Genomic DNA, 14,500 nt, shown 5'->3' on the forward strand with positions numbered 1-14,500 from the left:
ATTGCAGGGCCACAAAATGAGAAATAACTTTGGGTCCTAAACTTATTTCTTGTGAAAGTAAATGCAGCATTTCTGATTTTTATCGCCCTGATACTTGTTTCATCACCAGGCTGTAAAAAAGACAATGCCCCCCAACCGGCAACCACTTTGCTTACCAAAAGTGTATCAGGCTGGGAAACTACCACCTATACTTATGACGACAATAACAGAGCGACGGGTTATAGCGTAGTAGAAGATATATCCCCGGCCAATAACTACACGGCAGCCTACACATATAACAGCTCGGGGCAATTGACGGAAGTACTTTATAATCCTGCAAATTCAATTGAAGATACCAGGGACATTTTCTTTTACAACGGTAATGGTCAGATTTCAAAAATTGAAACGTACTATGTTACCAGCGTATATTCAACGCTTTCCGCAAAGTATGAAGCGGATTACAGCACACAGGGCAAAGTAAGTGTTTATAAATTTACCAGGGCAGGCGCCGGCACACCCTATCTCAATACAGAGTTCTTTTTAGATGCCAAAGGAAACGTGGAAAGACAACTCGTTTACGATGCTTCCGGGGACTTAATAATTACCACCGAAAATTCTGATTTCGACAATAAAAGAACGGCTTCCGCATCGTTGCCCCAAACAGGATTTGTGCGAAATGTAAATAACTATGGAACAGTAACGGTAACACCCACTGCCGGAAGCCCCAGTGTGGGTACATACACCTACGAATATGATACAGACGGCTATCCAACCAAACGAACAACAAATACCGGATCCACTATCATATACGAATACACAAAGAAATAAATTAAATAAAGGCTTTAGTTATCTCAAAATAAGTAAGACATGAAAAAGCTATTCTTCTTCTTGATCATCCCCGTGCTTTGTCAAATTCAGGCAAAAGCACAGGTAATTGACCCCAAAGAAAAAGCTAAACAAGCTGCAGAAAACCGGGCAAACGGCAGGGTGGACCAGGGAATTGATAAAGGCCTGAATAAAGTGGAAGAAGGTATTGGAAAGCTGTTTAAAAAGAAGGGTAAGAAGAAAAAAAATGATGCAGGTACAGTCCAGGGGGGTAATGGCAATAACGGCACTTCTCAGACCGCGCAAACGGCCAATGTAAATAGAAAGGCTTCAGACTTTGTACCAGGTACCAACATATTGTTTCAGGATGATTTTTTAAACGATCCTGAGGGTGACTTTCCTGCAAAATGGAATACCAACGGAAGCGGGGAAGTAGTAAAGATAAGCGGGGTAGAAGGGAAGTGGCTGGAGGTAAAACACAGCAGTGTAATAACCCCGGAAATGAAGGGAAAGCTACCTGAGAATTACACAATTGAATTTGATTTGTTTTTACAGCAACGCGGTTCATTATCCATTCCGAGAATTGATTTTGGCTTAACGCCAGTTAAGGACATCCTTCGGGAAGATTTATACTATAAAGAGAAATTTTTTGTGACCATTGCAAGATATAACGAGGCTGATGCAAAAACAGTAGAATACGGTTTGAGAGAGGTCATAGGCAACAAAAACGATTTCCCTTTGACTAAGTATGTAAACAAAATGCTGCACATAAGCATGGCCATTAACGGTACCCGGATAAGAATCTACCTGGACGGGAATAAACTGATAGATCTGCCACGGGCTTTAACTCCGGCAATGCGGGCTAACTTTTTTGTAACCAATGTTTATACCGTTCCTGCTTCAGAGCTGGGGCTGCTCATCAGCAATGTGCAGATCGCAGCAGCAGAAACCGATAAGCGGAGTGCATTGGTAACCGAGCTACTGGAAAAAGGCAACGCTACAACCAATGCCATCTTATTTGATGTAAATAAAGATATCATAAAGCCTGCATCATATCAAGTAATAGGAGAAATTGGAGAGGCCATGCAACAAAATACCCAATTGAAGATCCTCATCATAGGTCATACTGATAGCGACGGAGACGCAGAAGCCAATAAAATACTATCTGAAAAAAGGGCAATGGCTGTAAAAAATCAAATTATCAATAAATACAACATTGCTGCTTCCAGGATTCAAACCGAAGGAAAGGGCGAATCACTTGCGGTAGCCTCAAATGCTACTTCGGAAGGAAAAGCAAAAAACAGGAGAGTGGAATTTATAAAACGCTGACTCCATGAAAACCCAAAATAAAATTGAATTGTCGATCATAAAGAACGGCATCATTCTTTTCGGCCTATTGATCGCATTTGTGCAATCGAAAACCCAGGTAGTCATAGAACCGAACCCATCTTATACCAATCCCGTACACAGACCATTTTTCGACGAATTGTTAAACACTGATGAGTTCCTCGATGAACCTTTGCCCGAACCGCCATCTGAAAATGATATTTGTTTCGATAAGAAAATAAAAATAAAAGTAACCAGCAACAAAGGCCCTGTAGAAACCTGCATGTTTATCAATACGAAAATCGGGCTGGTAGGTTACTCCGAATTAAAGTTGAACAGCGCCGGTATTTGTGATATACTAACCGGATTGCCCGATTTCAAATTCAATATTTTAGGACTGAAAGGCGATCTGTTTAACTATTCGAACCGTTTGCAAAAGGGAAGACTGGTCCATTCTAAAATTCGTTACAAAAATGCAAGAAGAGTTGACGAGCACAGTGCTGCTGAAGAAGGTATTTTATATAAAAAAGACGATAGCCGGGAGTTTTTGGGAGGCAAGATAAAAGCCTGGTTGTATCAATATGAAAACGGGCAAACACAATACTATGTATTTGGAAAAACTCTGCCCGATAAATTGGTCATGCAGCCCTTGAAATATTTGGGATTATTCGGCGTAGGCTATCAATACACTGATGAAGGCTTATTTATCATTATGGCCATAGAAAAAGAAGGCTACGAATCCTATATCATGGAAATGGAAAATGTTCCGACTTGTTTTAACCATACCATTTTCAGATCCATGGAAGAACAATCTTACACGAATCAAAATGAAAATATAGAAAGAGAACAAACCCGGCTGGATGAATTAAAAAACCGATCACAAAATCCCTGCCTGGGGCTTAAACAACAAAGAATTGATTTCAAGAAAAAGGCGCTGCAAAAAAACAAAGAAAAGTACGACCAGGTAAAGCAAAACCCGCGATCCACACAATACCAACGAGACCAGGCAGAAGGCAACCTGCAAATGAATTTTGAGGACGCCATTGATGAGGAAATATTGAAAACAAAAATTAAGATCTGTGATTTGGAAACCAGGATCGCCAATCAAAACCGGGCGGCAAACAATGGTACACTAGAAAATCTTCTTCAATGCCAGAGAGATTATCTCCGGCAACAGCAAAACCTGAAAGAGCGAATTAAGAATGTAGAGAATCAGTATCCGAATCAATACCACAAGCAGCGAAATGAGAAAATGAACTTATTCATCAGGGAGTCGTCAAAACAAAAGCCATGTAAGTGACCAGTAAAGAATCTTAACGCGGAAGACTTTATACGTACCTGGCGAATACCTTGATTACACTATAATTTATGTTATGTTAAATAGAATTGGAATGAAAACGAGGACCTTCTTTTGATTCTCTTCTATTTGATAACCAGATACTTACACATCCCTTAAAACCCATTGCTCCTTCGCATTAAACCTAATCCACTATTCAGAAACCAAGATTTACAAAAACCGCCACCGGCAAAAGGCCAATGACGGTTAAGAACCCCGTACTTAACTGTGGCAACCTTCAGCCACATTCTTCAAATGAACACCATAAGTAATTGTATTTAATTCAATTGCAGTACTTATCTCTTTTAAAATTGAATTCTATACAGTATATCCGGAAAGAAACCGATCTGATTCACGATCCCCACTTTGCCTAATGCCCTATTGTAACGCTGAATGAATACATTATCCCTGGCCGTTACATTCTGGAGGTCCAGGTAAATGGTTTGAGCCACCTTTTTATTGGAATTATTCAACCGGAATCCAAACCGGACATCTGCCCGGAAATAATTGTCGAACCTCAAAGAATTGTAATGCTCTTCATCCAGTTTTTCTACTCCGGCTGTAATACTCGCCTGAAGGTCCACCGGTGTATAATAGCGCCCTCCGGCAGTGGCAAGTTTGAAATCTACGGTAAATGCGTTCTTGCCACCGCGCCCCATTTTCCACTCCTTACCAGCCAAAATATTCCCAACCAGCTTATTATTAAATGTTGAATTTCTTTCTATTCCATCACTTCCTTTATATTTTGCATCAAATATAGACGCTGTGGTAAGCAGGTAAAAACCACCACTAAAAAACTTCTCCAGGGTAAGCTCAATTCCGGTATTGCTTCCGGTTCCTTTGCTTACCAAACCGGCCTTGTCAGGGAAACTAAAGTCCGCTCCCGCATTCAAAATCGAGAATCCGCTGGGTATCGATTCAACCGGTGCGTCAGAGATATATTGATGATAAATCTCTGCTTTAAGGCGCCAGTCCTTTGCGAAATTCCAATCATAGCCGAGTACATAGTGTTGCGCCCTGGTCAGATCGAGATCCCTGTTGGATTGATCATAGGTGCCATCGGGCTTCAGTTGCTGGAAGAGATAAACCGGAAGCGGTTGCTGCTGACTGTGAATCCCGTAACTGAAAGTAAGGGTCTTTGTTGGGTCGATGGCATAACTGAGGGAGGCGCGTGGCTCGATATTGGAACTTTCATTGAGATCGTAATATATCCCGTGAACGCCTGCATTGAGAGAGAGCTTTTCATTGAACCGGTACCTGCCCTGCACGAAAGGTTGTAACAGGATAGCGCTGCCGTCATAGTCCCGGAGCCGACGCCAATCAGGGTATTCTTCGCGGCTATCCCTAACGGTGTTAAGTGACTGCATTTCCGCCATTACGCCTCCCCGTAAGGAGAACCGCGCGTTGATCTTGGAGTTGAAAAATGAAGAGATCCTGAAGTCGCCGGTGGTAGTGCTTTGCTGGGAAACATGCTTCCTATCTGTCATATCCTCATTATATTTATACATCTCACCTTCATTATTGGTATAAGCATATGAAATAATAGAACGGAGATAGGATTTCGATCCGATATCGATAGTATGCCTGAGTCCGATCACACCCAGGCGACTCTTGAAATAAGTGTCTTCATCCATATTGGCGAACATATCTGTAGAATCCAGGTCCTTCCCGATCATATCGATACTACTGGTCCCACCCATTCCAAACAGGTTGAACCTGCCGAGTTTTGAAGGAGCAAAATTGAGATTAAAGATCAGGTCCTGGTATTTGGGAACTGCTTCCGTGCCGATATTGAACCCGAGCGACTGCCCGATCTGCGCAAAAGAATACCGGTAGCCAACCAGGAATGAACTTCCATTTTTCTTCTTGCTCATCGGACCTTCTATCATTGCTTCAAGACCGGAGAACAGATTGAGCTGGATCGTCTTTTCCAGTTTGTCTTTATTTCCATTCCTCAGCGAGAGGTCAAACACGGCCCCCGTGGCATTCCCATACTCTGCGGAAAAAGCGCCGGTATAGAAGTCGGAGGTTTTCAGTGCATTCGTATTGAGAGCGCTTACCGGACCACCGGTGGTGCCAAGCGTTGAAAAGTGATTCGGGTTTGGAATGGGAATCCCCTCCATCCTCCACAGTACAGCTGTGGGCGCATTGCCTCTTACCACAATATCATTTCGGGAATCATTGGTGGTTGCTACGCCTGCAAAATTGCTGACGAGCCGCGACGGATCATTGCGTCCACCGGCATAGCGGGTTACTTCGTCCATAGAGAAGGAACGGGCGCTGCTGCCGGCAAATTCATTAGAAGCCATCCCTTTGCGGGTGCGCCTGCTGGTGACCGTTACTTCCGCCAATGAGCTGATCTGTTGTTCCAGTGGAATATCCAGTACTACCTGCTTACCAGCCGTGATCAGGATTTCAGGGATAACGATTGTCTTATAGCCGATACAGGTAAACGAAATCTGCTGCCTGCCGAGAGGAACATTGTTCAATATAAATCTGCCGGTTGAATCCGTGCGCCTGCCAATGGAACTACCCACCAGTTGCACAGATACATTGGACAATGGCCGCTCGGAGGCTTTATCGATCACGGTACCCGTTACGGTTTGTGTATTGGTTTGCGCTGAAGCCCCGGCGAGCAGCAGCAGGTTGAAGCAGATGAGCCAGAACAGTAAGGGGAATCTTTTCATAGCAAAGATGTTTGATGGTTTGTTCTCCAAAATTGACCTGCTATGAAAACTGGAAAAACTGAAGTATATCAGTAAAGAAAACATCGCGACCAGTTCAGCGAATTTGTAGACAAATGGATGGCCGCCACTTCCAATTAAATTTTAAGTTGGAATGATCATAGCTCTCCCCTTTGCTCAGGAGTGATCCTTTTGAAGAACTCATCTTTATAGGAATCACTCACCGGGATCACAAACTGTCCGATATAGATCCGGTTCTTTCTAATTGAGCTGATCTTTTCCATCGAAATGATATAGGATTTATGTACCCGCATGAACTGCTTCACCGGTAATTTATCAGTTATGGATTTCATGCTCATTCTCGTGATCACGGGTTTCGGTTGTTGGTGCAGGTGGATCTTCACATAGTCTTTCAATCCTTCGATAAAACTGATCTCCCTGAACGAAATACGAACCAGGTTGTACTCTACGTTCACGAAAAAATGTTCCGCTGCTGTTTCGGCAACAGGCTGGGAATCAGCGGTGATTCCTGGCTGTTGTTGATCTTTAGTTGAAGAAAGGGAGCTGATTGCGTTTAATGGTGATTGTTGTGCCGCTTCGCGGAGAGCAGCAATTACCGGCGTTCCCATTTTCATATTATGATATGCCGCGGCCTTGTTCACAGCTTTCACGAACCGCTCGAATGGAACAGGTTTTACCAGATAATCCAGCACATCCAAATCAAAACCGTCGAGTGCATATTTCTTATAGGCTGTAACGAAGATGACCATGGGACGATGGGAAGCCAGGCTTTCCAGGAACTGCACACCAGTAAGACCAGGCATCTGTATATCGAGAAAGATCAGGTCCACCGGCTCGCGTTGCATCAGGCTCAGCGCTTCGAAAGCATTTGAGCATTTACCCACCAGCTGTAAAAATGGGATCCGCCGGATATTGTCTTCCAGCAGATCGAGCGATAACATTTCATCGTCCACGGCCAGGCACCTAAGCATGCACTTGAATTTTTAAGCTTGCATTGTAATAAGTTCCGTTGGAAGCCAGTTGCAGGGCATGACGGTTGGGATACAAGAGTTTCAGCCTACGGTCAAGGTTGGTGAGTCCGATACCGGAGGTCTTATCTTTGGTTTCTCCGGAGCCGCGATTGAATTTGTTCTGCACCATCAGCATTACTTCGTCTTTGATCACTTTGAGTTGTACTATGATCTCGGGATCATCGATCATGCCGATCCCATGTTTGAAAGCGTTTTCAATTAATGGAATGAGCAACATTGGTTCAATAGTAAAATCATCCTCCGGCTTCAGGGCTTCGAAACTGATCCTTACATGATGACCGAACCGCAGCGTCTGCAGATCGATATAACTCTGGATATAATCTATTTCCTTACTGATGCTCACTTTCTCTTCATCGGATTCATACAACATATAATGAAGCAGATTAGAAAGCTCCAGCAGTGCGGGTTCCAGCTTATCGGATTTTTTTCGCGCCAGTGAAACAAGGCTATTGAGGGTATTGAACATGAAATGAGGGCTCACCTGTGAACGGAGAAAACCCAATTCTGTCCGGAGATTTTCCGATTGCAAACGCTGCTCCTGGATCACATAAGTGATCAAGAGAAAGGCAGTGCCTGTTGCCATAACGGCCATGGATATGAGAAATTTCATGGCTATGCCTGCAATGAAATTCGGGTATTCGAACTTCCCGTCGATCCAGATATGTACATATGCACTGAATATTGCGATAAAAAGACAAAGTGCTATGACAGTCAATAAGTAAGTCTTGATCTTTCGTTTCAGGAAAAACTTCGGGTACAGGTAGTAGATCATTATATAGAACACCCCTATCTGCATCAATGTGAAAGGCATCTTACCAAGAGAATAGGTATCGGGTTTCAATCCATCTTTCAATGGCATCAGCACCAATGGGACCAGGATGCTTGGCACCCACAGTATCGTATGCATCAATATATTGATCCGTTTATTCGACAGCATCGCAGAATGTATATGGAATAAAATTACTGCTTCCCTTTCATCCCTAACAGTCTTTCCTCCCACTCCTTTAATATGTTGCGACGAACGGGCGGAATGTGCCGACAAATCAGCGTATGCCATGCAAGAGCAGTCTGCGGCCAGCCGCTCGCCTCCCGGCGAGTGGCTTATATGCAGTTCGCCTCCGGCGAACCAACCGGGTACAGCACCTGATTGGTCGCGGGAGGCGACAAAATATTCCTCACTCGCCGGAGGCGAGCGAGTGGGGTCTCCGACATTTCTATTCCCTCACCCAGGTGATCTTTTCCATTACCGGTTTGGGTGTTCTGGGAGCAGAAGGCACACGTACATAGCCGAGATAGAAGAAGCCCATCAGCTTATCATCCGGACCCAGATCAAACATAGCTTTTGCCTGTTCAAAAAAAGTAATGCCACCGGTACTCCAATATCCGCCAATCCCATATGCAGTAGCGCTGAGATAGATATTCTGCACGGCACAGGCCACTGCCGCTACTTCTTCGATCTCCGGAATATCGGCATGACGCTTCATACCAATTGCGATAACATGACTGCACAACATCGGCGTGATCAGCAGTGAATCGTATTTACCCTGTTTGAATTTTTGTCCTGCATGCGCTTTGTAGATCGCAGCCTGGCGGTCCGCCAGCGTTTGCAATCCGTTTCCACTGTACACAGTGAAGCGCCAGGGTTCGGTAAGTTTATGGGTGGGCGCCTGGTTGGCGTTCTCCAGCAATTGCATGATTATTTCATCCGGGATCGTCTTGCCAGGTTCAAACTGTGATGTGAATACGCTTCTGCGTTGCCTGATTACCTCGTTGATCATCTGCGCCTGGGGCGTCAATTCTATGGAGCCGTTCATATTTTCTATTTGACCGCAAATATATAGGATTATCTTTGGCGCCTTAACCACCAATCAATGATGAAAAAAGTAGGTATCCTGGGCGGCGGACAGTTAGGAAGAATGTTGCTCCAGGCAGCAGCTAATTATCCGGTTGAAACCTTTGTGATGGAAAATGACCCCGAATGCCCTTCAGCCCATCTCTGTCATCATTTTACAAAAGGAGATATCAGGAATTATGACGATGTGTTCAATTTCGGAAAAGACCTGGACGCCATCACCATCGAAATAGAATCCGTTAACGAAGATGCCCTCGAAGCCCTGGAACAAAAAGGTGTAAAAGTATACCCCAGTCCTGCTGCCCTTCGCATCATCAAGAACAAGATCATACAAAAACAATATTATAAAGAAAATCAAATCCCAAGTCCTGAGTTTGCAGTAACGCAAAATTTAACTGAGCTCAACCAGCATACCGGCCTCCTCCCCGCCGTTCACAAAATCGGACAGGGTGGATACGACGGCAAGGGTGTGCAGGTGATCCAATCAACTGCCGATATCAACAAAGGATTCGACGCTCCCGGCGTACTCGAAAAGATGGTGAACATCCATAAAGAGATCGCGCAGATAGTTGCCATCAATGAAAAAGGAGAAACCGCAATCTATCCTCCCGTAGATATGGTGATGGACCCCGTTCTCAATTTGCTCGACTACCAGATCAGTCCTGCCGAGATCCCGCAACAAACCCTCTGGAAGATCGAAGCCATTGCACTCGCCGTAGTAAAAGGTTTGAAGAGTCCCGGCATCTTTGCTGTGGAAATGTTCATCGATAAGAACGGAGATGTACTGGTGAATGAAACTGCTCCGCGCGTTCACAATAGCGGCCATCATACCATTGAAGCCAACTTCAGTTCCCAGTTCGATATGTTATGGAGAGTAATGCTCGGATATCCGCTCGGAAATACAGATCATATCCTGCCCGCCAGTATCGTAAACCTGGTAGGCGCCGAAGGATTCAGCGGCCCCGCCATTTATGAAGGCCTCGATGAAGTTTTGAAAATGGAGAATGTTTTCGTTCACATCTATGGGAAAAAAGAAACCAGGCCAGGCCGCAAGATGGGACATATCACCATCGTCTCAAAAGACAGGCAGGAACTGAGTTTCAAGGCTCACAGGATTAAAAACATATTAAAAGTGATTGCTTAGCTGAGTTCCTGCTGCCGTTCATAACCTTTTTACTGGCTGCTGTATTGAAAAGATTAATTTTAGCAGCCCGTATTTTTAAACTACTATTCCATAGATCCCAATGAAAGGTTTACGCTGGATAGCAACAGGATTACTACTCAGTACTTCTATTATTGCGTGTAAAGAAGAAAAGAAAAATGAAAAACCTGCCGGTCCTGCTAGAGGCAATGCCAATCTGCAGGCAGATGGTTTCGTTGTAAGGACTACTTCCCTCAGCGAGAACCTGGAAGTGCCGGGCACCATCCTGCCCTACGAACAAACAGAGATCAGGCCGGAAATTTCAGGCAGGGTTGTTCAGCTCAATATCAATGAAGGCAGTTTTGTTCAGAAAGGAAGTTTACTGGTGAAACTGTTCGATGCAGACCTCCAGGCGCAGCTGAAGAAATTACAGGTACAATTACAGATCGCAGAGAAAACCGCAGAACGTTACAAGGCCCTGCTCAAGATCAATGGCGTGAGCCAGCAGGAATACGATCTCAGTGAACTCGATGCCAATAATCTCCGTGCAGATATCGATCTCGTAAAAGTCAATATCGCCAAAACCGAGATACGCGCTCCGTTCAATGGCCGCATGGGACTGCGGCAGATCAGTCTCGGCGCTTATATCACTCCTACTACCCTCATCTCAACTATCAGCCAGGTTGGACAATTGAAAATGGAATTCTCCGTACCTGAAAAATACAGCGATGAAATGCGCAAAGGCCGGAATGTTACTTTCACCGTTGCCGGCGCCAAACAGCAATTCAATGCCGGCATTCTCGCAACCGAATCATTGATCGAAGCCAATACACGTACGCTGAAAGTGAGGACCGTGGTGAGCGGCAATCATGCATTGCTGGTGCCCGGCGCCTTCGCCAAAGTGGCCCTGCAACTGGGTGAGAACGATGAAGCCCTCATCATCCCAACACAGGCCGTGATCCCCCAGGCCCGCAACAAACGCGTAGTCCTGTACAAAGGCGGCGTTGCACAATTCCAGGAAGTGAAAACAGGAATTCGCGACTCCTCATTCGTACAGATCACAGAAGGATTGCAGAAAGGTGATACTGTTGTTACCACCGCCCTGCTCTCCATCCGCGAAAACAGCAAAATCAAATTAGCGAAAGTTCAATAATCACCGGTTATGAATATCTCTGAACTGAGTTTACGCAGGCCGGTACTGGCAACTGTACTGAACATCATGATCGTGTTGTTCGGTATCATCGGTTTCACGTTCCTGGGTATACGCGATTATCCCGCCATCGATCCGCCGAACGTGAGCGTAAGCACTTCTTATCCCGGCGCCAATGCAGAGATCGTGGAATCACAGATCACCGAACCGCTGGAAAAAGCCATCAACGGAATCGCAGGCGTAAAGAATATCACCAGCACCAGTAGCCAGGGCACCAGCCGCATCAATGTGGAATTCGATCTCAGCATCGATCTCGAAGCTGCGGCTAATGATGTACGTGATAAAGTGTCGCAGGCATCACGTTCACTCCCTGATGATCTTCCCGCTCCTCCCGTGGTGAACAAGGCAGACGCCAGCTCGGACGCCATCATCTCCATGACCGTGCAGAGCAATACCCGCAACCAGTTGCAGGTAACTGAATATGCCAGTAATGTACTCGTTGAAAGATTGCAAACCATTCCCGGTGTGAGTGGTATACAGATTTGGGGCGAAAAAAGATATGCCATGCGTATCTGGTTCAACCCGGCCAATCTCAGCGCCTATGGCCTTACGCCTACCGATGTGCAGACGGCCCTCGCACGCGAGAACGTGGAACTGCCTTCAGGTAAGATCGCAGGTAATGCAACAGAGCTTTCCATCCGCACTTTCGGGCGCCTCTTCACCGAAGAGGATTTCAATAATGTGATCGTAAAGAATGTGGGTGGGAACGATATCCGCCTCAAAGACGTGGCCGAAGCTGTACTGGGCCCGGAGAACGAAGAAACCGTGCTGAAAGAATCAGGCGTTCCCATGATTGCCCTGGCACTGGTGCCGCAGCCCGGCTCCAACTATGTAGCTATCTCCGATGAGTTCTATAAACGCTATGAACAATTACAGAAAGAAGTTCCGGGTGATATTAAACTGAATATCGCATTAGACCAGACACGATTCATCAAACAATCCATCTCTGAAGTGGAAGAAACGCTCATCATCGCCCTGATACTGGTGGTGCTGATCATTTATCTCTTCTTCAGGAACTGGCTGATCGCTATCCGTCCACTGATCGATATCCCCGTGGCACTGATCGGCGCCTTCTTCATTATGTATGTGAGCGGATTCACCATCAATGTGCTCTCCCTGCTGGGCATTGTGCTGGCAACGGGCCTGGTGGTGGACGATGGTATCGTGGTAACGGAAAACATCTTCAAGAAGATGGAACAGGGAATGGACAAATACCGCGCTGCCAAAGAAGGTTCCAAAGAAATATACTTCGCCGTTATATCCACCAGTATCACCCTGGCGGTGATCTTCCTGCCCATCGTATTTTTACAGGGTTTCGTTGGACGATTGTTCCGTGAATTCGGGATCGTTGTTGCAGGCGCCGTATTGATCTCCGCATTGGTATCACTTACGCTTACGCCTGTGCTGAACGTGAAGCTGACCAGAAAAAATCAGCAACACGGCTGGTTCTACCGTGTAACAGAACCCTTCTTCGTAAAAATGGAAAGCGGTTATTTCAATTCGCTGAGAAGATTCCTTAAAGTTCGCTGGGTGGCATTCCTGATCATGCTGGGTTGTGTGGCCATCATTTTCTTTATAGGAAGGAACCTGCAATCTGAACTGGCGCCTCTTGAAGACCGCAGCCAATTCCGCCTGCAGGTGACCGCCCCGGAAGGCACTTCCTTCGATTATATGGACCGGTATGTAGACCGCCTCAGTGAACTGATGCTCGACTCCGTTCCGGAGAAAAAGATCATCCTCTCCATCACCGCTCCCGGTTTCAGTGGCGCCGGCGCCGTCAATAACGGTATGGTGCGGGTAACCCTTGTGGACCCCGGGGAGCGCAGCCGTTCACAGGATGATATCGTGAACATGGTGAACCGCAATCTGGGCAAATACACGGAAGGCCGCGCCTTCGTTTCCCAGGAACAGACGATCTCGGTTAACCGCCGTTCCGGCCAGCCCGTGCAATTCGTGATCCAGAACAATAATTTTGAAAAGATCAAAGCCGTACTCCCTAAATTCCTGGAAGAAGCACATAAAAGCAAGGCCCTGATCAACGTTGATGCAGATCTGAAATTCAATAAACCTGAACTGCAGATACAAGTGGACCGGATCAAGGCCAGCCAGCTGGGCGTAAGCATTGCAGACGTTTCCCAAACCTTACAACTGGCGCTGAGCAACCTGCGTCTTGGTTATTTCTACCGCTCGGGCAAACAATACGAGGTGATCGGACAGGTAGCAAGAAGTGATCGAGATGACCCAACGGACCTGAAAAATATTTATGTCCGGAACAACAGGAATGAGATCATTTCGCTGGACAACCTGGTTACGATCCGGGAAGAGACCACTCCTCCCACCCTCTACCATTTCAACAGGTACAAGTCTGCCACCATCACTGCAGGTACTGCCCAGGGTAGCACGCTGGGAGACGGCATCAAAGTGATGGAAGAGATCGCTTCCAGGTTGCTGGACGATACTTTTGATACATCCCTGAGCGGTCCCTCGAGAGACTTTGCGGAAAGTTCCGGTAACACTTCTTTCGCGTTCATATTGGCGCTGGTACTGATCTTCCTGGTATTGTCCGCTCAATTCGAAAGCTTCATAGATCCGCTGGTGATCATGTTCACCGTACTGCTGGCCATTGCAGGCGCTGTACTCAGTTTGTGGATCTTTGGTCAAACCATCAATATCTTTTCACAGATCGGTATGATCATGCTGATTGGCCTGGTAACCAAGAATGGTATCCTCATTGTAGAGTTTGCGAACCAGAAGCAAATGCAGGGATTATCGAAGCGGGAAGCAGTTACGGAAGCCGCCAAAGCGAGGCTGCGCCCTATCCTCATGACCAGCCTGGCCATGTCGCTCGGCGCCCTGCCCATTGCACTGAGCCTTGGCGCAGCAGCTACCAGCCGGATCCCATTGGGGATAGTGATCGTTGGTGGTATCATGTTCTCCCTGATCTTAACCCTTTATGTGATCCCCGCCATGTATACTTATATGGTGGCGCATAAACATAAGAGCGCTATGGAACTTGCCGAAGAAACCAGCAATGCTGAAAACGGAACTGAGCATGCGCCACATCAGGATGCAACACATGCATAAATGAAATTAAA

General features: G+C 46.0%; 10 protein-coding genes. 6 read left to right on the forward strand and 4 right to left on the reverse strand.

The window, feature by feature from the left end:
* Positions 1 to 51: 51 nt before the first annotated feature.
* From D9Y29_RS03220 to D9Y29_RS03230, 3 genes are all read left to right on the forward strand, one after another.
* Complete coding sequence (locus tag D9Y29_RS03220) at positions 52 to 807, forward strand: hypothetical protein (RefSeq protein ID WP_127125017.1); 756 nt, start codon at positions 52 to 54, stop codon at positions 805 to 807.
* Between the two features lie 39 nt (positions 808 to 846).
* Positions 847 to 2,133, forward strand: coding sequence for an OmpA family protein (locus D9Y29_RS03225; protein WP_127125018.1), 1,287 nt, complete (start codon positions 847 to 849; stop codon positions 2,131 to 2,133).
* A 157-nt stretch (positions 2,134 to 2,290) separates the two neighbouring features.
* Entirely contained in the window at positions 2,291 to 3,430 is a 1,140-nt protein-coding gene (locus tag D9Y29_RS03230) for a hypothetical protein (protein ID WP_127125019.1), read from the forward strand.
* A gap of 341 nt (positions 3,431 to 3,771) precedes the next feature.
* Here the strand turns inward: D9Y29_RS03230 and D9Y29_RS03235 are convergent, their stop codons facing one another.
* From D9Y29_RS03235 to D9Y29_RS03250, 4 genes are all read right to left on the reverse strand, one after another.
* Positions 3,772 to 6,153, reverse strand: a complete 2,382-nt coding sequence (locus D9Y29_RS03235) for a TonB-dependent receptor (protein ID WP_127125020.1) — start codon at positions 6,151 to 6,153, stop codon at positions 3,772 to 3,774.
* Positions 6,154 to 6,308: 155 nt separating this feature from the next.
* Complete coding sequence (locus D9Y29_RS03240; RefSeq protein ID WP_127125021.1) at positions 6,309 to 7,142, reverse strand: LytR/AlgR family response regulator transcription factor; 834 nt, start codon at positions 7,140 to 7,142, stop codon at positions 6,309 to 6,311.
* On the reverse strand, positions 7,135 to 8,109 hold the full coding sequence (locus D9Y29_RS03245) for a sensor histidine kinase (protein ID WP_164735237.1): 975 nt from the start codon (positions 8,107 to 8,109) through the stop codon (positions 7,135 to 7,137). Before D9Y29_RS03245 ends, D9Y29_RS03240 begins: the two co-directional genes overlap by 8 nt.
* Positions 8,110 to 8,416: 307 nt before the next feature.
* Positions 8,417 to 9,016: a nitroreductase family protein gene (locus D9Y29_RS03250; protein ID WP_127125023.1), complete on the reverse strand. Its 600-nt coding sequence runs from the start codon at positions 9,014 to 9,016 to the stop codon at positions 8,417 to 8,419.
* A gap of 57 nt (positions 9,017 to 9,073) precedes the next feature.
* Here D9Y29_RS03250 and D9Y29_RS03255 point away from each other — a divergent pair, with 57 nt between their 5' ends.
* From D9Y29_RS03255 to D9Y29_RS03265, 3 genes are all read left to right on the forward strand, one after another.
* The gene (locus D9Y29_RS03255) at positions 9,074 to 10,198 is read left to right on the forward strand and encodes a 5-(carboxyamino)imidazole ribonucleotide synthase (protein ID WP_241237841.1); all 1,125 of its coding nucleotides are present in this window, start codon (positions 9,074 to 9,076) and stop codon (positions 10,196 to 10,198) included.
* 100 nt (positions 10,199 to 10,298) lie between these two features.
* Positions 10,299 to 11,348, forward strand: coding sequence for an efflux RND transporter periplasmic adaptor subunit (locus D9Y29_RS03260; protein WP_127125024.1), 1,050 nt, complete (start codon positions 10,299 to 10,301; stop codon positions 11,346 to 11,348).
* A 9-nt stretch (positions 11,349 to 11,357) separates the two neighbouring features.
* Positions 11,358 to 14,489 (forward strand): efflux RND transporter permease subunit, encoded by a 3,132-nt coding sequence (locus D9Y29_RS03265; protein WP_127125025.1) that lies wholly within the window; start codon positions 11,358 to 11,360, stop codon positions 14,487 to 14,489.
* Positions 14,490 to 14,500 lie beyond the last annotated feature (11 nt).

It is taken from the genome of Pseudoflavitalea rhizosphaerae (genome assembly GCF_003991355.1).
GTDB classification, from domain to species: Bacteria; Bacteroidota; Bacteroidia; order Chitinophagales; family Chitinophagaceae; genus Pseudobacter; species Pseudobacter rhizosphaerae.